The organism is Sphaerisporangium dianthi (assembly GCF_042654065.1).
Lineage (GTDB): Bacteria > Actinomycetota > Actinomycetes > Streptosporangiales > Streptosporangiaceae > Sphaerisporangium > Sphaerisporangium dianthi.
The window spans coordinates 116,019-135,005 of record NZ_JBHSFP010000018.1 but is presented as its reverse complement, the minus strand read 5'-3'; the positions used below and the strand labels follow the sequence as shown (position 1 = coordinate 135,005).

The 18,987-nt window shown below is 72.7% G+C and carries 13 protein-coding genes; 9 read left to right on the top strand and 4 right to left on the bottom strand.

The genetic code is table 11. The annotated features are described in order from the left end of the window. Positions 1–13 precede the first annotated feature (13 nt). Entirely contained in the window at positions 14–2,275 is a 2,262-nt protein-coding gene (locus ACFO60_RS24505; protein ID WP_380843859.1) for an MMPL family transporter, read from the top strand. Between the two features lie 4 nt (positions 2,276–2,279). On the opposite strand, the gene ACFO60_RS24500 is transcribed toward ACFO60_RS24505, so the two are convergent. Further along, positions 2,280–3,131: an MBL fold metallo-hydrolase gene (locus ACFO60_RS24500; RefSeq protein WP_380843857.1), complete on the bottom strand. Its 852-nt coding sequence runs from the start codon at positions 3,129–3,131 to the stop codon at positions 2,280–2,282. Positions 3,132–3,558: 427 nt separating this feature from the next. Between ACFO60_RS24500 and rho the strand changes: the two genes are divergently transcribed. Then, positions 3,559–4,782 (top strand): transcription termination factor Rho, encoded by a 1,224-nt coding sequence (gene rho / locus ACFO60_RS24495; RefSeq protein WP_380843855.1) that lies wholly within the window; start codon positions 3,559–3,561, stop codon positions 4,780–4,782. A 144-nt stretch (positions 4,783–4,926) separates the two neighbouring features. On the opposite strand, the gene ACFO60_RS24490 is transcribed toward rho, so the two are convergent. After that, positions 4,927–5,562 (bottom strand): NAD(P)-dependent oxidoreductase, encoded by a 636-nt coding sequence (locus tag ACFO60_RS24490; RefSeq protein ID WP_380843853.1) that lies wholly within the window; start codon positions 5,560–5,562, stop codon positions 4,927–4,929. A gap of 105 nt (positions 5,563–5,667) precedes the next feature. Between ACFO60_RS24490 and ACFO60_RS24485 the strand changes: the two genes are divergently transcribed. From ACFO60_RS24485 to ACFO60_RS24470, 4 genes are all read left to right on the top strand, one after another. Next, positions 5,668–6,282, top strand: a complete 615-nt coding sequence (locus ACFO60_RS24485) for a TetR/AcrR family transcriptional regulator (protein WP_380843851.1) — start codon at positions 5,668–5,670, stop codon at positions 6,280–6,282. Positions 6,283–6,391: 109 nt separating this feature from the next. Further along, positions 6,392–8,467 (top strand): SPFH domain-containing protein, encoded by a 2,076-nt coding sequence (locus ACFO60_RS24480; RefSeq protein WP_380843849.1) that lies wholly within the window; start codon positions 6,392–6,394, stop codon positions 8,465–8,467. Between the two features lie 151 nt (positions 8,468–8,618). Further along, positions 8,619–9,818, top strand: a complete 1,200-nt coding sequence (locus tag ACFO60_RS24475) for a thiolase family protein (protein WP_380843847.1) — start codon at positions 8,619–8,621, stop codon at positions 9,816–9,818. Then, a complete protein-coding gene (locus tag ACFO60_RS24470; RefSeq protein WP_380843845.1) occupies positions 9,815–11,908 on the top strand; it encodes a 3-hydroxyacyl-CoA dehydrogenase NAD-binding domain-containing protein in 2,094 nt (697 codons plus the stop codon). Before ACFO60_RS24475 ends, ACFO60_RS24470 begins: the two co-directional genes overlap by 4 nt. Before the next feature lie 28 nt (positions 11,909–11,936). Here the strand turns inward: ACFO60_RS24470 and ACFO60_RS24465 are convergent, their stop codons facing one another. Next, a complete protein-coding gene (locus tag ACFO60_RS24465; protein WP_380843843.1) occupies positions 11,937–13,139 on the bottom strand; it encodes an FAD-dependent monooxygenase in 1,203 nt (400 codons plus the stop codon). Positions 13,140–13,415: 276 nt separating this feature from the next. Between ACFO60_RS24465 and ACFO60_RS24460 the strand changes: the two genes are divergently transcribed. The 3 genes from ACFO60_RS24460 to ACFO60_RS24450 all read left to right on the top strand — a co-directional run bounded on the left by ACFO60_RS24460 (position 13,416) and on the right by ACFO60_RS24450 (position 17,193). After that, complete coding sequence (locus tag ACFO60_RS24460) at positions 13,416–14,351, top strand: TetR/AcrR family transcriptional regulator C-terminal domain-containing protein (RefSeq protein WP_380843841.1); 936 nt, start codon at positions 13,416–13,418, stop codon at positions 14,349–14,351. A 35-nt stretch (positions 14,352–14,386) separates the two neighbouring features. Continuing rightward, a complete protein-coding gene (locus ACFO60_RS24455; RefSeq protein WP_380843839.1) occupies positions 14,387–15,283 on the top strand; it encodes a putative RNA methyltransferase in 897 nt (298 codons plus the stop codon). A 116-nt stretch (positions 15,284–15,399) separates the two neighbouring features. Next, a complete protein-coding gene (locus ACFO60_RS24450; RefSeq protein ID WP_380843837.1) occupies positions 15,400–17,193 on the top strand; it encodes a S9 family peptidase in 1,794 nt (597 codons plus the stop codon). 206 nt (positions 17,194–17,399) lie between these two features. Here ACFO60_RS24450 and ACFO60_RS24445 read toward each other — a convergent pair whose 3' ends face one another. After that, a complete protein-coding gene (locus tag ACFO60_RS24445) occupies positions 17,400–18,755 on the bottom strand; it encodes a PP2C family protein-serine/threonine phosphatase (RefSeq protein ID WP_380843835.1) in 1,356 nt (451 codons plus the stop codon). Positions 18,756–18,987 lie beyond the last annotated feature (232 nt).

The window sequence follows — 18,987 nt, the reverse complement described above, 5'->3', positions numbered from 1 at the left end:
GGGAGACGATCGAATGAGACGCCGGAGGAATCTGGCCGCCTCGGTCGGCGGCTGGAGCGCGCGTCACCGCTGGGCGGCGATCCTGATCTGGGTCGCTTTCGTGGCGGTGACGACTTTAGCGGGGAACGCCATCGGCACGGCGAAGATGAAGGACTACGAAAGCGCGAACGGCGACTCCAGGGAGGCCGGGCGCATTCTCGACGGCGCCGCCTTCAAGGACGTCGCGGGCGAGGTCGTCCTGGTCCAGTCCGAGGACGCCGCCCTGACCGTGGACGGGCCCCGGTTCCGCGCCGCGGTCGCCGCGGTCAAGGACGCGGTGACCGCGACCGGGCAGGTCGAGAACGTCCGCACCCCGTACGACGCGCAGCCGTCCCCCGTCACCCAGGACCGGCGCACCACGCTCGTGCAGTTCGACATGAAGGGTGACGGCGCGACCGCGGACGGACGCGTGCAGCCGGTGCTGGACGCCGTCGCGGGCGTGCGGCCGCGGTTCCCCGAACTGCGCGTGGAGGAGGCCGGTGGGGCCAGCGCCGGCAAGCTGATCGGCGAGGCGATCGACAAGGACTTCGTGCGCGCCGAGCAGCTGTCGCTGCCGATCACCTTCGGCATCCTGCTGGCGGCGTTCGGCGCGCTCCTCGCCGCGTTCGTCCCGCTGGCGCTGGCGATGACCGCCATCGTCGGCGCGACCGGGCTGCTGGGCCTCACCAGCCAGCTGTTGCACGTGGACGAGGCCACTCCGAACCTCATGCTGCTCATCGGCCTCGCGGTCGGCGTCGACTACTCGCTGTTCTACATCCGCAGGGAGCGGGAGGAGCGGGCGAAGGGCCGCGACAAGCGGCGCGCCATCGAGATCGCGGCCGCGACGTCCGGGCGCGCGGTGCTCATCTCCGGCATCACCGTCATCGTCGCCATGGCGGGCATGTTCCTGACCGGCAACGGGGTCTTCATGGGCTTCGCCGAGGGCACGATCCTGGTCGTCCTCACCGCCATGATCGGCTCTCTGACGGTGCTGCCCGCCCTGCTGTCGCTGATCGGCGACAAGATCGACGCGCGGCTGGTCCACGGCACCGTGCGCGTCCTGTCGCGGGGGCGGCTCACCTGGACGCGCAGGCTCGGCGGTCGCGAGGGGCAGGGCCGGTTCTGGAACGCGATCCTCACCCCCGTCCTGCGCCACCCGCTGGTCTCCGTGGTCGTCGCCGGCGGCCTGCTGCTGGCGCTCGCCGTACCGGCGTTCACGCTGCGCACCGGCTCGCAGACCATCGACGACCTGCAGGGCGACTACGCGATCGCCGAGACGTTCAAGCGCATCGACAAGGCGTTCCCCGGCGGCAACGACCCGGCCGTCGTGGTGCTCAAGGCGGCGGACGTCACCACTCCGGCCGTCACCGCGGCGATCGACGGCTTCAAGCGGCGCGCGCTCGCCACCGGCGAGGCCAACGAGCCCTTCGGCGTCGACGTCAACCCCGACAAGACCGTGGCGCGCATCTCCATCGGGCTGAAGGGCGAGGGCGGGGCCGCCGAGCACGCCGTGCGCACGCTGCGGGAGGACGTCGTGCCCGGGACGCTCGCGAGCGTGGGCGAGGCGCACGTCACCGGCAGCGCCGCAGGCTCGATGGACTTCAACGCCCAGCTCTCTCGCACCATCCCGCTGGTGTTCGGGTTCGTGCTGCTGCTGGCGTTCCTGCTGCTGCTCGTCTCGTTCCGATCGCTGGTGGTCGCGATCAAGGCGATCCTGCTCAACCTGCTGTCGGTGGCGGCGGCCTACGGCGTGCTCGTCCTCATCTTCCAGCGGGGGTACGGCGAGGGCCTGCTGGGATTCACCTCCACCGGGTACATCACCGACTGGCTGCCGCTGTTCCTGTTCGTGATCTTGTTCGGCCTGTCGATGGACTACCACGTGTTCATCCTGAGCAGGATCCGCGAGGCCTTCGACCGGGGCATGCGCACCGAGGACGCCGTCGCGTTCGGCATCCGGTCCACGGCCGGCGTGGTGACCAGCGCGGCGTTCATCATGGTGGCCGTCTTCGGGACGTTCGCCACGCTGTCGCTGCTGACGTTCATGCAGATGGGCGTCGGGCTGGCGGCGGCGATCCTGATCGACGCGACCATCGTGAGGGCGGTGCTGCTGCCCGCGACGATGAAGCTGCTCGGCGACTGGAACTGGTACCTGCCGCGCTGGCTGGACTGGCTGCCGCAGCTGTCGCACGGCGACGACGAAGACGACGACGACACCGACGCGGCGCGGCGGCGGCCGGTGCCGGTCCCCGTCGGCTGACCGGTCAGGGGCCGCCGCGCGCGGCGGCCCCTGACCCGGACTCGGCGCCGCCCACGGCGCCCGGATCACCGCCGGGCTCGGCAGGGACGAGGCGGGTGAAGGGCTCGGGGAAGTGAGCGGTGCCGATCAGACCGCCGCGCGAGCGAGACCTGCGGAGCACCTGCCGCCTCGTCTCGGCCGCCCGCGCCGGATCGTCATCGTGGGCGTATTCGATCGCGGGGTCGGCGAGCTGCACCGGGTGCAGGATCACATCGCCCGTCAGCGTCAGCGGCCCGATCTCGACCACCTGGTGGCCGGGTGTGTGGCCGGGGGCCAGGAGCACCCGCACGCCCGGAGCCACCTCGGCGTCCCCTTCCACCGCGTCGACCAGCCCGGTCAGCGGGCGCAGCACCCGCTCGAGTATCGGGTTCGGGCCGGCGCCCTCGATCCAGTCGACCTCGGCGCGCTGGACGACGTGCCGGGCGTTGGGGAAGGTGGCCACTCCGTCGGTGACCGCCCCGGAGGCGTGGTCGCTGTGCAGGTGGGTGAGCACGACGGTGCCGACGTCCGCCGGCGACACGCCCACGGCGGCGAGCTCGTCCACCAGGCGGCCCGGCACGGGCGCCCAGCTCGCCGCGGGCGAGTCACGCCCGCCGAGCCCGGCGTCCACCAGAACGAGGCGGCCGGTGCGGCCGCGCAGCAGGTAGCAGCGGAAGTGCAGGGTCCATTCGTCGCCGGCGAGCGCGGCGCGGTGCTCGGGCGACCCGCCGGTGAACTTCTCTCGCGGCGGCTGCCGCAGGTCGCCGCCCATCGGGCCCACCGCGTCGCGAAGCGGGACGACCTCCACGCCGGCCACCGTCATCGGCTCGTACGCCATCGCGCTCCCCCCGCACCTGGACACCTTGCCCCAAGCTTGGCACGCCCGCGCACCCCGCGCCCGGCTCGACAGAACCTGCTCGACAGGACCTGCTCACCGGCTCCGGCTCACCGGCTCGGGGCCGCCGTACGGCCGCCACGATCGCACCTGATCGCTCCAGGTGCTTGCGCGCCGGCCGTGCAGTGATGTTATGGTGAAAGTGGCTCTTCAGGTGGGATGACCACATTCCCCGCCATTTCAGGGCCGTTCGCATGTTCTCTCGCCGCCCTCTCACGGGCAGGCATCTCGCGCCGATCGCTCGATCGACCACAGGCCGCCGCCGCACGCCCTCACGGGCCCGCCGCGTTCGCCTCTCCTCAAGCGATCCTTCCGGCGCCGTCCCCACCACGCATTCAGCGGGCACACCCTCTCATCGGCAAGGAATCACATGACAACGACCATCGAAGCCCCGGCGCCCGTGGCGGCGCCGCAGAAAAGAACGCGCCGGCGCCCGCCGGTCACGGCAGGGCAGACCCCGGCCGGGCCGGGCGCCCTGCCCGGCCTCAGCCAGACCGACGCCGTGACGGAGATCCGGGGGTTGCTCGACGTCCGCGAGAAGGCGGCCTACATCCGGACCGGCGGCCACCTCCCGGGTGACGACGACGTCCGGCTTCCCCTGACGCAGGTCGGCGAGCTCGGCCTGCGCCCCGGCGACCTGGTGGTGGCGCGGACGCGCGGGCTGCAGGGCCGGGCCGTCGAGATCGTCTCCGTCGACGGCGAGCGGCCCGGGCTCGCCCGGCCGCGCTTCGCCGCGCTGACGCCGGTCCACCCGCACGAGCGCCTCGTCCTCTCGTCCGGCCTGTCCGGCTCGCCCGCATCTCCCGTCACCCGGCTGATCGATCTTCTGGCCCCCGTCGGCAAGGGGCAGCGCGGCCTGATCGTCGCACCGCCGAAAGCCGGCAAGACCATGGTGCTCAAGGCGATCGCCGACGCCGTCGCCCGCGACCACCCCGGCGTCCACCTGATGGTGGTCCTCGTCGGCGAACGGCCGGAGGAGGTCACCGACTTCCGCGAGTCCGTGCGCGCCGAAGTGATCGCCTCGACGTTCGACCGGCCGGAGCGGGACCACGCGTCGCTCGCCGAGCTGGCGGTCGAGCGGGCCAAGCGGCTCGTCGAGCGCGGGACCGACGTCGTCGTCCTGCTCGACTCGCTCACCCGGCTCGGCCGGGCCTACAACGTCATCGCGCCGAACGGCGGCGAGACGCTCACGGGCGGGATGGACGCGCAGGCCGTCCACCTGCCGAAACGTCTGTTCGGCGCCGCCCGGGCCACCCGTGAGGGCCCATCGCTGACGATCCTCGCGACCGCGCTCGCCGAGACCGGCTCACGGATGGACGACTTCTTGTACGAGGAGTTCAAGGGAACGGGGAACATGGAGCTGCGGCTGAGCCGGGCGCTCGCCGAGCAGCGCATGTTCCCCGCCGTCGAGGTGGCCGCCTCCGGGACCCGGCGCGAGGAGCTGCTCATGGCGGCCGACGAGCGCGAGGTCGTGTGGAAGCTGCGGCGCGTGCTTTCCGGCCTGGACCGCGAGCAGGCCCTCGCCGTGCTGCTCGACCGCCTCCGCGAGACGCCCTCGAACGCCGCCTTCCTGCGCCAGGTGGCGGCCTCCTGACCGCCACGGCACACGACCGGACGCCGGGTCAGTACACGACCGGACGCCGGGCCGGCACCCGACCGCGCGCCCGGTCGATGCGTGATCGGGCGCTTGGTCGATGCGTGATCGGGCGCCCGGTCGGTATGTGGTCGGGCGCCGGGGTCAGTACGCGACTCCGACCGGTTGCTTGACGGTGGCGGGGTCGTCCGTGCACGCGAGCATCGCCTGCGCGAGGTCGGCCCGGCAGATGGAACGGCCACGCGGGACGTTGCCGCCCACGACCCGCCGGTACTTCCCGGTCAGCGGCTTGCCGGTCAGCCGTGGCGGCCGCACGATCGTCCACTCCAGCGGGCTGTGCCGCACCTCGTCCTCCATCGCCCGCAGGTCGGCGTACCCGTCCCGCAGGACGCGCTTGAGCAGCGGCAGCACCACCGTGCGGTAGAGGAACGGCTCCCCATCGGGGATCGGGCCGACCGGGACCGCGCTCACGACGACGAGGCGGCGGACGTCGTTGGCCTCCATCGCGCGGACGATCGCGCTCAGCGCCGCGGAGGCGATGCCCACGTCCTTCCTGCCGTTCGGGCCGAGAGCCGAGATCGCGGCGTCGCGGCCGGCGAGCGCGGGACGGAGCGCGTCCGGCGAGGTCACGTCAGCGGTGATCACCTCGAGCGCGGAGTGGCTGATGGGAAGGCGGGCCGGGTCTCGGACCACGGCGGTGACCTGGTGCCCGGCGTCCAGCGCCTGCCGGACGACCTCCCTGCCTGTGCGACCCGTGGCGCCGAAGACGGTGATCTTCATGAGATGTCCCCCCGGACGTTGGTGAGTACTCACTCACATCATAGAATGAGTACCCCTTTCAAAGGCGGCCAAAAGCCGCACCGGCCTGGGAGGTGAGAGCACCGCATGCCTCAGCCGCGCACGGCCGCCGGCGCCCGCACCCGCCGGCGCATCCTCGACGCCGCCGAACACCTCATGCGCACGATGGGGCTGGCCCGCGTCACCACCAAAGAGATCGCCCGCGCCGCGGGCTGCTCCGAGGCGGCTCTCTACCGGCACTTCACCGGTAAGGAGGAGATGTTCGTCGCCGTCCTGCAGGAACGGCTCCCCGGCCTCGGCGCGCTGATCACCCGGCTGTCGTCCGACCCCGGCGGCCGGTCGACCGAAGAGTGCCTGACCGAGATCGTCCGCACGGCGGCGCTGTTCTACGAGGCGAGCGTGCCGATCGGCTCGTCGCTGTTCGCCGAGCCCGCCCTGCTCCAGCGCCACCGCGACGAGCTGCGCAAGCTGGACGCCGGTCCGCACAAGCCCCTGGAGGCGCTCGCGGGGTACCTGCGGGCGCTGCGCGCGGACGGGCGCCTGCGCGCCGACGCCGACCCCGACGCGGCGGCGGCGTTGCTGCTCGGCGCCTGCTACCAGCAGGCCTTCCTGCGGCATTTCCTCGGCGAGGAGGGCCCACCCGCGAAGGTGGACGACTTCGCGGGCGGTCTCGTGCGCACGATCCTCACCGGCATCGCCTAGTCACCCGCCGGCGGCTCCCGAGGTCGGAGTCGATCGCCGGCCGGAAAGGGCGGCGAAGGGCCGGCCGGGTCGGCGATAATCCGCAGTACGACACGGGCGGAGGCGCGCGATGATCGTTTGGTGGCTGGTCGCGGGGGTCGTTCTCCTCGCGGGGGGAATCCTGCTCGCCAGGAGCACGGTCCGCGTCCCCGCCGGGCACGTGGGGGTCGTCTACCGCCGGCTGGGGCGAGGGCGGTCGGCCGCCGGGGCGCGGGCGGGAACCTTGCCCGCCGGGCGCCGCTATCTGCTGCCCTGGCCGATCTACGAGGTCGAGGTCGTCCGGCGGGTGCACGTGCCGCCGGGCACCGTCGGCGTGGTGCTGGCCGAGCAGGGGCGGCCCGCGCCCGCGACCGGCGTGCTCGCCAGGCACGTCGAGTGCGACCTCTTCCAGGACGAGGCCGCGTTCCTGGCGAACGGCGGCCAGCTGGGCCGGCAGCCCGCGGTGCTGCCCGGCGGAGCGTGGTACGCGACGAATCCCGAGTTCTTCACCGTGATCACGATCGACACCGTGGAGAGCGGCCGGAGCGGGCTGCGTCCCGACGAGCTGCGGGAGGTCGTGGTCCCCGTGGGGTACGCCGGCGTCGTGGTGGTCCACGAGGGGGCCGAGCCCGGCACGGCGGAGGACTCACTGGGGCCCGTCGTGCCCGGCCATGCCTCCTTCCAGTCACCGGACGCCTTCCTGAACGCGGGCGGACAGCGAGGCGTGCAGGCCGAGTACCTGCCGGTGGGCTCCTACCGGATCAATCCATGGTTCGCGCGTGTCGCCCTGATCCCCACGCGGGTGCTGCTCCTTGAGTGGGCGTCCGGCTCCGGCGCGGCGCCGGACGATGTCCGGCTGGATCCGATCCGGGTCAACGTCGAGGGGCACTGGATGCGGTGCGCCGTCACACAGATCGTCCGGATCACCGCCGAGGCCGCCCCGCGCATCGTGCGCCGCTTCGGCGGGGGTGAGCCCGACGGCGGGTACGCGGACGTGGTGCGGCGGTTCGTCGTCCGCGTCCTGGACCCCGCGATCCGGCATCATCTGCACACGGCCGCCGCCGCGTACACCGCGGCCGACTTCCTCGCCGAGCAGGACAAGATCCGGCTGGAGCTGGAGGCGCGGCTGCGGCCCCTCCTGGCGGCCTGGGGCGTCGAGGCGATGCAGACCGTCCTTGGCGAGATCGAGACGGAGCAGGAGGAACTCGACGAGACGCGCCGCGCGGTCGCGATCGAGGCGTTCCGCGGCCGGCTGCTGCAGGAGCAGCTGATCAACGCGGAGTCCGAGAGCGACCTGGCGATGATTCAGTTGCGCGCCGAGCGCGAGCGGATCACGATGTCGCTCCACTCCGACATCGAGTTGCTGGGCCGCGACAACGTCGCCCTGACGCGAATGCTGGAACAGCTCTCGAAGATGGCGGTGCCGCAGGTCATCGCCTTCGGCGACGCCGACGAACTGGCCCGCTACCTGCCGCGGTCACTGGCTCAGGACCTGGTCAAGCGCCTGGCCGACGCGACCGCCGCCGTTTCCGCGTCCGCGCTGCCGTCCATCTCGGAGATTCCCCGCGGCCTGGGCGAGGACGCGACGCCGCCGGAGCGCATGGGCGCGGCGCTGGCCCGCGAACTTCGCGCGGTGCGCGATGCCCGGGCGCAGGACGAGCCGTCCGAGCAGGTCATCGCGATCTACCTGGGCGAGGAGGAGCCCGCGGCCGCGGTGCTGACGGCGGTCGAGGAGCTGGTCGAGGCCGCCGGGTGGAGCATCTCGGAGTGGTCGCAGGAGATCCTCGGCTCGTGGTTCAAGCTGTTACGCGCGAAGGCCAAGGACGTCGCCGCCTCCGACCTGGCCCATGACATCGCGGGCGACCTCCGCCGGGCCGCCGAGCTGCGGGCGCTGCACGTGACCCAGGCGCAGGTGGACGACACCCAGGCCAGCGCGGCCGCGCGCCTGATCCAGGCGCTGGAGCACACGCCGCGGGCGGCCCTGGTCGTGGGCTCCCTCCTGGTCGTCAAGGTCGACGACTCGCTGACGGTGCGCACGCTCTCGCACCGCCACCTGGCCCATCTTGAGCGCAACCCGCACCTCATCGCCGATCCGGCGAGCATCCTGCTGGCGCTGCGGGACGTGGCCGCCGACGGCGAGCGTCCCCCGATCGACCCGCCGCAGTGAAGCCCGGCTCGGTCGCTCCGTCCTGGCCTGGGGCCGCGGGGGGAATGTGCGGCCTGGCCTCGGCCGCGGCACGAGGGAATCCGGGACCATGCCATCATGTTACTCACGAGTAGCATGTAGGCGGAAGCCATCCAGCAGCGAGGAGCCAGCCGTGCCAACGTCTCGTGACGTCGTGTTCGTCGACGGCGTGCGCACCCCTTTCGGCCGCTCGGGCCCCAAGGGCATGTACGCCGAGACACGCGCCGACGACCTGGTCGTCCGCGTCATCCGTGAACTGATGCGGCGCAACCCGCAACTGCCGCCCGAGCGCGTCGACGAGGTCGCCATCGCGGCCACCACCCAGATCGGCGACCAGGGCCTGACCATCGGCCGCTCGGCCGCCGTGCTGGCAGGGCTGCCGAAGTCCGTCCCCGGCTACGCCATCGACCGCATGTGCGCCGGCGCGATGACCGCCGTCACCACCGTGGCGGGCGGCATCGCCTTCGGCGCCTACGACGTCGCCATCGCGGGCGGCGTGGAGCACATGGGCCGCCACCCGATGGGCGAGGGAGTCGACCCCAACCCGCGTTTCCTGTCCGAGAAGCTCGTCGACGGCTCCGCGCTGGTCATGGGCATGACCGCCGAGAACCTGCACGACCGCTACCCCGAGATCGGCAAGGAGCGCGCCGACGCCTACGCGGTCGCCTCCCAGGAGAAGGTCGCCAAGGCGTACGCCAACGGCAGGATCCAGCCCGACCTGGTGCCGATGGCGACCCGCAAGGCCGCCGAGGGCTGGGGCCTGGCCACCGAGGACGAACCGCCGCGACCGGGCACCACCATGGAGGGCCTGGCGTCGCTGAAGACGCCGTTCCGCGCGCACGGCCACGTGACCGCCGGCAACTCGGCGGGCCTGAACGACGGCGCCACCGGCTGCGTCCTCGCCGCCGCCGACGCCGCCGCCGAGCTCGGCCTCACGCCCAAGATGCGCCTGGTCTCCTACGCCTTCGCCGGAGTGGACCCCGAGGTGATGGGCGTCGGCCCGATCCCCTCCACCGAGCGCGCGCTGCGCCTGGCCGGGCTGTCCATCGGCGACATCGGGCTCATCGAGATCAACGAGGCCTTCGCCGTGCAGGTGCTGGCCTTCCTGTCGCACTTCGGCATCGCCGACGACGATCCGCGCGTCAACCCCTACGGCGGCGCGATCGCGTTCGGCCACCCGCTCGCCTCCTCCGGGGTGCGGCTCATGACGCAGCTCGCCCGCGAGTTCGGCGAGAACCCCGGCGTGCGCTACGGCATCACGACGATGTGCGTCGGCATGGGCATGGGCGGAACGGTCATCTGGGAGAACCTCGCCTGGGAGGGCGGCAAGTGAGCGACATCACCGGCATCTTCGACGACGAGGTCGTCACCCACGCCCTCGTCCGCGACGTCCGGCTCCCCGGCGACGCGGGCACGATGGCCCTGATCACGCTGGACAACGGCTTCGACCACACCAAGCCCAGCACCTTCGGCCCGCGCGGCCTGGCCGAGCTGGACAAGGCCCTCGACGCCATCTGCGAGCGCACCGACATCGCCGCGGTCGGCGTCACCGGCAAGCCCTTCGTCTTCGCCGTCGGCGCCGACCTCAAGGGCGCCGCGCTGGTCCGCACGCGCGACCAGGCCACGGCCCTCGGCCGGCTCGGGCACGAGGTGTTCCGCCGGCTCGGCGAGCTGGAGGTGCCGTCGTTCGCGTTCGTGAACGGCGCGGCGATGGGCGGCGGCCTGGAGGTGGCGCTGCACTGCACCTACCGGACGATCTCCTCCGGCGTCCCCGCGGTCGCGCTGCCCGAGTGCTTCCTCGGCCTGGTGCCGGGCTGGGGCGGCACGCAGCTGCTTCCCCGCCTCATCGGCCCGGTCAACGCGCTGAAGCTGATCATCGAGAACCCGCTGTCGCAGAACCGGATGATCAAGGGCGCCGAGGCGTTCAGGCTCGGCGTCGCCGACGCGATGTTCGAGCCGGCCGACTTCCTGGAGGAGTCGCTGCGCTGGGCCGCCCGCGTGCTCACCGGCGAGACCGCGGTCGCGAGGCACCCGTTCACCAAGGACGCCGACGCCTGGAAGGCCGCCGTGGCGGGCGCCAGGACGCTCGTCGACCTCAAGCTGCACGGCGCCTCCCCCGCGCCGTACCGCGCGCTGGACCTGGTGGAACTGGCGGGCTCCGCGAGCCGCGACGCCGGTTTCGCGGCCGAGACCGAGGCGCTGGCCGACCTGCTGATGGGCGACGAACTGCGCGCCGGCCTGTACTCCTTCGACCTGGTGCAGCGGCGGGCCAAGCGCCCCGCGGGCGCCCCGGACAAGGCGCTGGCCCGCAAGGTGACCAAGGTCGGCGTGGTCGGCGCGGGCCTGATGGCCTCCCAGCTCGCCCTGCTGTTCGCCCGCCGCCTCGAGGTGCCGGTGGTCCTCACCGACCTGGACCAGGCCCGCCTGGACAAGGGCGTCGGCTACGTCCACGCCGAGGTCGGCAAGCTGCTCGGCAAGGGACGCATCACCGGTGACCAGGCCAACCGGCTGAAAGGGCTCGTCACCGGCTCGCTGACCAAGGACGCGTTCGCCGACGCCGACTTCGTCATCGAGGCCGTCTTCGAGGACCTCGCGGTGAAGAAGCAGGTCCTCGCCGAGGTGGAGGCCGTCGTCGGCCCCGAGTGCCTGCTGGCCACCAACACCTCCTCCCTGTCGATCTCGGCGATGGCGGCCGGCCTGCGCCACCCTGAGCGGGTGGTGGGCTTCCACTTCTTCAACCCGGTCGCCGTCCTCCCCCTGCTGGAGATCGTCCGGGCGGAGAAGACCGACGACGCCTCGCTGGCCACGGCCTTCGCGGTCGGCAAGGCGCTGCGCAAGTCCTGCGTGCTGGTGAAGGACGCCCCCGCGTTCGTGGTCAACCGGCTGCTCACCCGGTTCATGGGCGAGGTCATCGGCGCGGTGGACGAGGGCACCCCGATCGAGGTCGCCGACCACGCGCTGGACGGGCTCGGCCTGCCGATGACGCCGTTCACGCTGCTGCAGCTCGTGGGCCCGGCGGTGGCCCTGCACGTCTCCGAGACGTTGCACGAGGCGTTCCCCGGCCGGTACGGCGTCTCGTCGAACCTGGCGACGCTCGTGAAGGCCGGCAAGCCCGGCGTCTACGCCCCCGACTTCTCCATCGACCCGGAGGCGCGGCAGATCTTCGAGGCCTCGGGGGCGACCGGGCCGAGCGCTGCGCAGGTGCGCGACCGGGCGCTGCGCGCGCTGGCCGAGGAGATCCACCTGATGCTGGACGAGGGGATCGTCGCGGCGCCCGAGGACATCGACCTGTGCATGATCCTCGGCGCGGGCTGGCCGTTCCACACCGGCGGCATCACGCCGTACCTCGACAGGACCGGCGTGTCGGGCGAGGTCAACGGCCGCCCGTTCCTGTCGCCCGGCGTGGCCTCCGTCCCCGCCTGACAGGCCCGGCTCCGGCGGGCCGGCGCCCTCAGCTCGGATAGTCCTTGAGCGTGATGGCGTCGGCCTGCTGGAGCCTCCTGGCGACGATCTTCTTCCACGGCATGTACGGAATGGTGCGCATCATCGTGTTCCGCAGCCAGATGTGGGCGTTGGACGTGGGGAACAGGAACGACGTGGATCCGTCGCCGGCGCGCGCCTGGGCGGACGTGGCGTACTGGCGCATCTCCCGCTCGTAGGCGGTGAAGCCCGCCCGGTGGTCGCCGTCCGCCGCCGCCAGCTCGCCGGCCAGCACGTACGCGCCCACGAGCGCCAGGCTCGTCCCGAGGCCGGTCAAGGCGGACGGGCAGCAGGCGGCGTCGCCGAGCAGCACCGTGCGCCCGCTCGACCATCGCTCCATGCGGATCTGGCCGACCGTGTCGAAGTAGAAGTCCGGCGCGTCCCACATCGCGTCCAGCAGTCGCGGAACCTCCCAGCCCACGCCGGCGAACCGGTCGGCGAGGATCTTCTTCTGCTGGTCCACGTCCCGCCTGTCGTAGTTCAGGGGCGGCGAGCGGAAGCCGAACAGGGCCTTGGCCTCCTCCGGCCGCGCCGTCGGCCGGATGGCCGCCACGCGCCCGCCGAGCGGCGTGTGGTAACGGTCCCACCGCTCGTGGCGCTCCGGGTAGGGGATGGTGAAGAACGAGGTGTAGGAGCCGAGGTGGCGAGAGAAGCGCTCCTCCGCGCCGAAGGCCAGCGCGCGTGTCGTGGAGTGGATGCCGTCCGCGCCGGCGACCAGGTCGAACCTGCGCCGGGAGCCGCTTTCGAAGGTGACCTCCACCCCGCCGCCGTCGTCGGCGAGCGCGGCCACGGAGTCGCCGAACACGTACTCGGTGTCGCCGCGCGTGGCGTCGTACAGGACCCGCGCCAGGTCGCCCCGCAGGATCTCGACCTCGGCGACCGGCCCTTCGCCGCCGAGCATGTCAGCGGACATGCTCGCCCTGCGCCGGCCGCCCGCGTCGACGAACGACATGCCGCGGGTGCCGATGCTCGCCCCACGCACCTCGGCCATGAGTCCCATGCGCGCCACCACCTCGCGGGAGACTCCGCGCAGGTCGATCGCGTGGCCGCCGTCCCGGAACGCGGGGGCGCGCTCCACGACGACCGGGTCGAAGCCGTGGCGGCGCAGCCAGAAGGCCAGCGCGGGCCCGGCGATGCTCGCGCCGGAGATCAGGATGCTGCGGTTCGTCGTCATGCGCCTCTCCTCTGCCGGTGTCTCGGGATGGCCGCGTCTCCCGTGTGTACGGTGTACGAGCCATCACCTGAACGGTAGGGCGTACGGCGTATATGCGCAATGAGCTGGGGATATTCTCTGTTGAGCACTAGTGCACTTAGGCAGGGCTTCACCGATCGATACCGGTGCCGTGACCACGGCGGACGCGCTCCGGCCCCGCCTCGCCGCACCATGCCGCCCGCACTGGTGCACTAGTACGCTGCGGCGCAGGAAGCGATCGAACGAAGGAGGCGCCGAGTGCATCGGCCCGGTGACCGCCCCGACCCGCCGTACTCCCGGATCGTCCGGGAGATCCGCGAGCGCATCGCCTCCGGCGAGCTGAGCGCCGGAGACCGGGTGCCCTCCACCCGCGAGATCACCCGGCAGTGGGGGGTGGCCATGGCGACCGCCACCAAGGTCTTGACCACGCTCCGCCAGGAGGGCCTGGTACGGGCCGTGCCCGGCGTGGGCACCGTGGTGGATCTCCCCGAAGCCGCCCGCCCCGCCGCCCGGCACCGCGAGGCGCGCGGCGACGAGCGGGACCTCACCCGCGAGCGCGTCGTCCGCGCCGGCATCGAGATCGCCGACGCCGAAGGACTGGCCGCGCTGTCCATGCGCAGGGTCGCCGCCGCGCTCGGCGTGGCCGCCATGTCGCTGTACCGCCACGTCGCGAGCAAGGACGAGCTGGCGCTGCTGATGGTCGACGCCGTGTTCGGCGAGTCGCCCCCGCCCGCGACCGCCCCCGGCGGATGGCGCGACCGGCTGGAGACGGCGGCGCGGGCGCACTGGGCGCTGTACCGCAGGCACCCCTGGCTGGCGCAGGTGATGTCGTTCACCCGTCCCCTGCTGTCGCGCAACGCGCTCCTCCACACCGAGTGGCTGATGCGCGGGCTGCAGGGCCTCGGGCTCCACCCCGACACCGTCCTCCACGCGGCCATGACCGTCATCGGCTTCGTGCACGGGGTCGCGGTGAACCTGGAGCGGGAGGCACAGGCGCGGCAGGAGACCGGCGTGACCGACGACGAATGGATGGAGGCCCTGGACCCGACGTTCGCGGCGATCCTGTCGTCGGGCGAGTTCCCCGTCTTCTCCGGCGTCGTCGGGCACCCTCAGGTCGAGTTCGACCTGGACACGCTGTTCGAGTTCGGCCTGCGCTGCGTGCTCGACGGCCTCGCCGTCCGCATCGAGCGGTGAGCGGCGGCCCGCGCGCTGCCGGGATGATGGAGGGCATGCTGGCCGACGTCATCGACTACCTCCTGTGCCCCGTCTGCCGCGGCGGCCTCGCCCTGGACGGGGGCGCGGCGCGCTGCGGTGAGGGCCACGCGTTCGACGTCGCCAAGCAGGGATACGTGAGCCTGCTCACCGGGTCGGCCGTCCCCGGCACCGCCGACACCCCCGCCATGGTGGCCGCGCGGTCCGCCTTCCTCGGCGCGGGCCACTTCGCCGCCCTCGCCGGCCGCCTGCGCGCCCTGGTGAGCACCGCGACGGCGTCCGCGCGGGACGCCGCGGACTCCCCCGCCACGGCGGGCCGGGCGGTGGAGCCCGCCGCGGCGGGCAGGGCGCTGGTCCTGGACGCCGGGGCGGGCACGGGCCACTATCTGGCCGGCGTGCTCGGCCCGCACGACGCCGGCATCGCCCTGGACGTCTCCAAGCACGCCCTCAAGCGCGCGGCGCGTGCCCATCCGCGCATCGGCGCCGTGGTCGCGGACGTGTGGCGTCCGCTGCCGGTCAGGGACGCGTGCGCGGACGTGCTGCTGAACGTCTTCGCGCCGCGCAACGGCCCCGAGTTCGCCCGGGTGCTGCGCCCAGGAGGGACGCTGATCGTGGTCACGCCGACGCCCCGTCACCTTTCGCCCCTGGTCGCGGAGCTGGGCCTGCTGTCGGTGGACGAGGCCAAGGCCCGGCGCGTCGCGGAGGCGCTCGGGGGGCACTTCGCCGAGACCGGCCAGATCGTCGAGGAGGCCCCGATGCGGCTGGACCACCAGGCCGTCGAGACCGTGGTGGGCATGGGCCCGAGCGCCTGGCACACCGATCCAGAGACGCTCAGGCGGGAAATCCTCCGCCTCCCGGACCCGATGACCGTTCAGATGTCGTGCCGGATCTCTCTGTTCCGTAAGATCGCCTAGACACATCGGAATTACGAATTTCCCGAGCTTTGTAGGCCATCTTCCGTACAGAAGCGACATACTTAACGGCAACCCGCCGATCCCGGTCCGGGAGAGCGTGAGGGAGGGGCACGCCCATGAAGGCCGAGGAACGCTGGCAGGCCAGGTTCCGCGCGGCACGTATGACGCTGCCCACCTGGGCACGGCTGGCTCCGGCCCGAGCCGTGTACCGCTGCAACATCTCCGGTGTCTGGGAGATCCACGCCTGGGACCGCTCGAACGGCGCCATGCGCCAGGTCACCAGCCGTCCGCGCGGCACCTCGCACGCGGCGATCGATCCCACCGGCCAGTGGATCTGGTGGTTCTCCGACACCTACGGCGACGAGTTCGGCATCTGGATGCGCCAGCCGTTCAACGGCGGGCCCGAGATCGCGGCCCACCCCGACCTCGCTCCGGGGCACCCGACGGGCCTCGCGCTGTCGGCCGTCGGCACGGCCGCCGTCGGCCGCAGCAGCCGCCACGGCTTCCAGGTGCTCCACATCCAGGTGGACAGCGACGACAAGCCTGCGGTGATCTACGAATCCCGCGAGTTCGTGCAGGTCGCGGGGATGTCGCTCGACGGTTCGCTGATCGCGCTGAGCCACAGCGAGCACGGCGACTCCCGCCACCCCGCCCTCCGCGTGATCCGGCCGAACGGCCAGGTCGCCGGGGACCTGCACGACGGGCCCGGCAAGGGCTTCAGCGGCGTGCGGTTCGCGCCGACCATGGCGGACCGGCGCATCCTGGCCCTGCACGAGCGGCGCGGGCGCCGCGAGCCGCTGGTCTGGGACCCGGTCACCGGCGAGCAGCGCGAGATCTGGCTGCGCGTGCCCGGCGAGATCACGGCCGACTGGTACCACGACGGGCGTGCGCTGCTGATCGGCCACAACGACCGCGCCCGCACCGAGCTGTACCGGTACGACCTCGGCGGCGGCCACCTCACGGCGATCAAGACGCCGCACGGCGTGATCCACGACGCGATGCCCCGGCCGGACGGGACGGTCGAGTACTCCTGGTCGAGCGCGGCGCGGCCCCCGGTCATCAGGGCCAGCGACGGCCACGTCGTCATGAACCAGTCGGGCCCCTCGGCGCCGCCGTCCGTGCCGCTCGAGGACGTCCACGTGGACGGGCCCGGCGGCCGCATCCATGCCCTGGTGTCGCGCCCCTCCGTGGGCAACCCGCCCTATCCGACGGTGTTCCTCCTGCACGGCGGCCCGGCCGCGCAGGACGACGACTCGTTCATGCCCAACGTCGCGGCCTGGGTCGACGTCGGCTTCGCCGTCGTCCGCGTCAACTACCGGGGCTCCACCGGGTACGGCTCGGTGTGGCGGGACGCGCTGCGCGGCGACGTGGGCCACATCGAGCTGGCCGACGTGGCCGCCGTGCGCGAGTGGGCCCTGGGCCACGGCGTGGCGGACCCTGAGCGCATGGTGCTCGCGGGCGCCTCGTGGGGCGGCTACCTCACGCTGCTCGGCCTCGCGACCCAGCCCAAGTGGTGGGCGGCCGGCATCGCCGCCGTGCCGATCACCGACCACGCCGCGGCCTACAGCGACGAGACCGAGGGCCTGCGCGCCTACCACCGGGCGCTGTTCGGCGGCTCGCCGCAGGAGGTGCCCGACCTGTACGCGGCGTCGTCCCCGATCACCTACCTGGACGCGCTGCAGGCGCCCCTGCTGGTGCTGGCCGGCGAGAACGACCCCCGCTCACCGATCAGGCAGATCGAGAAGTACCTGGCGAAGCTGGAGGAACGGGGGCACGAGCACGAGGTCTACCGCTACCCCGCCGGCCACGCCAGCCTGGTGGTCGAGGAGCGCATCCGCCAGATGGCCGCCCAGATCGACTTCGCCTGCAAACACGTGGGCATGCCCCACCCCGCCCCCACCCCCACCTGACACCCCCTGCTCGGGGCGCGGCGATCCTGAGAAGGATGTGGCTCGGGGCGCGGCGGTGTCCTGAGGAGGATGTGGCTCGGGGCGCGGCGGTGTCCTGAGGAGGAGAGAGCGAGTGCGAGGAACGAGCGCTCGTGAACGACGACGAAGGGCGCCGCCTCAAAGGCGCCCCGAGCCCGCCGAGCGAAGCGAGGCAAAACAAACACAGATCAACGCGGTTCTGCGCGGAGGACGAGGATGGCGAGGTCGTCGGCGCTGGGTTCGATCGCGAAGTCCTGAACGGCGCGGCGGATGCGCTCGGCCACGGCGCGGGCGGACAGGTCGACGCATTCGGCGAGCAGCTTCGCCAGGCCGCCCTCGTCGTCCAGCAGTCGCCCGCCCGACCGGCGTTCTGTCACCCCGTCGGTGACGCCGAGCAGGACGTCGCCGGGTTCCAGGCGCACGTGGTCGGCGGTGAACTGGGCCTCGGGGAAGACGCCGAGCAGCGACTGGGAGCTCACCACGGCCTCCACCACGCCGCTCGGCCGCAGGCGCAGCGCCTCCGGATGCCCGGCGGAGATCAGCGAGAGGTCGAGCCCGTCGCCGGTGCGGCGGATCTCGCCGTGCAGGAGGGTGAGGAACCTCGCCCGTTCGCCTTCCTCCAGGATGGCCTGGTTGAGGCGCGAGACGACCGCGGTCACGTCGTACCCCTCGCGGGCCAGCAGGCGCAGCGTGTGGCGGGCCAGGCCGGTGACGGCCGCGGCCTGCGGCCCGGTGCCGCAGACGTCGCCGATGGCGAACCGCCAGGTGCCTTCGCCGATGGTGAACAGGTCGTAGAAGTCGCCGCCGACCTCGTTGTTCTCGCCCGCCGGCTCGTAGACCACCGAGTAGTCCAGGCCGGGGGTCTCGGCGGGCGTGCCGGGCGGCAGGAGGCTGCGCTGCAGGGCGCGGTTGGCGTCGGCCTGCTGGGCGTACAGGCGGGCGTTGTCCATGGCGAGCGCCGCGCGCCGGCCGAGGTCCTCGGCGAGCTGGGCGGCGTCGTCGGGGAAGCGGCCGGCGCGGCCCAGGCACATCATGCCGAGGCTGCGCCCGCGCGCGACCAGCGGGAAGGCCAGGGACTGCCAGTCGCCGAGCTGGATCGGCACGGGGGTGAGGTTCTCCACGGACGGGATGGTGACCTCTTCGATCTCGGCGCGCAGGCCGTCGATCTGGCCCTCGTCGGCGTGCCACAGGTAGGCGAGGTCGAGCGGCTCGCCGTCGGAGCTCACCGTGTAGACGGCGCACCAGGTGGCCAGCCGCGGCACCACGATCTGGGCGATCAGCGCGGGCACCATGTCGGGGTCGAGCGTGCCGGCGAGCAGGTCGCTGGCGTCGGCCAGGAAGCCGAGCCAGCCGGGCCCCTGGGAGGCGCGCTGCCCTGTCCATTCGTCGACCGCGCGGGAACCGCCACCGCCACCGCCGCCGTTGCCGGGCAGGCTCAGCCGGGCCCAGCGGGTGCGGAGCGCGCCCGCGAAGCTGACCCCCCAGACCGCGACCGAGCTGGACGGAGGCGTCGTCGGGACGGCCGTGCCCTCTTTCTCTCGCACCTCAATCTGGAGCGAATCTCCCTGATGCACCCATACAATCTCAAAAGGGACATCGCCTACATCGGAGACCAGCTCACCGGTCAGCCGCTCGGCGTCCACGCTGATGGACGCGGCCGCCCATGCGGTCATGACCTCGCGGGTGAACCGCGCGGCCGCGGGTAGGGCCGTCCTGCCAGGCGCGAATGACGCGGCCAGCACACCCCGGGAAGAACTTGTCATTACACCGTGCTTA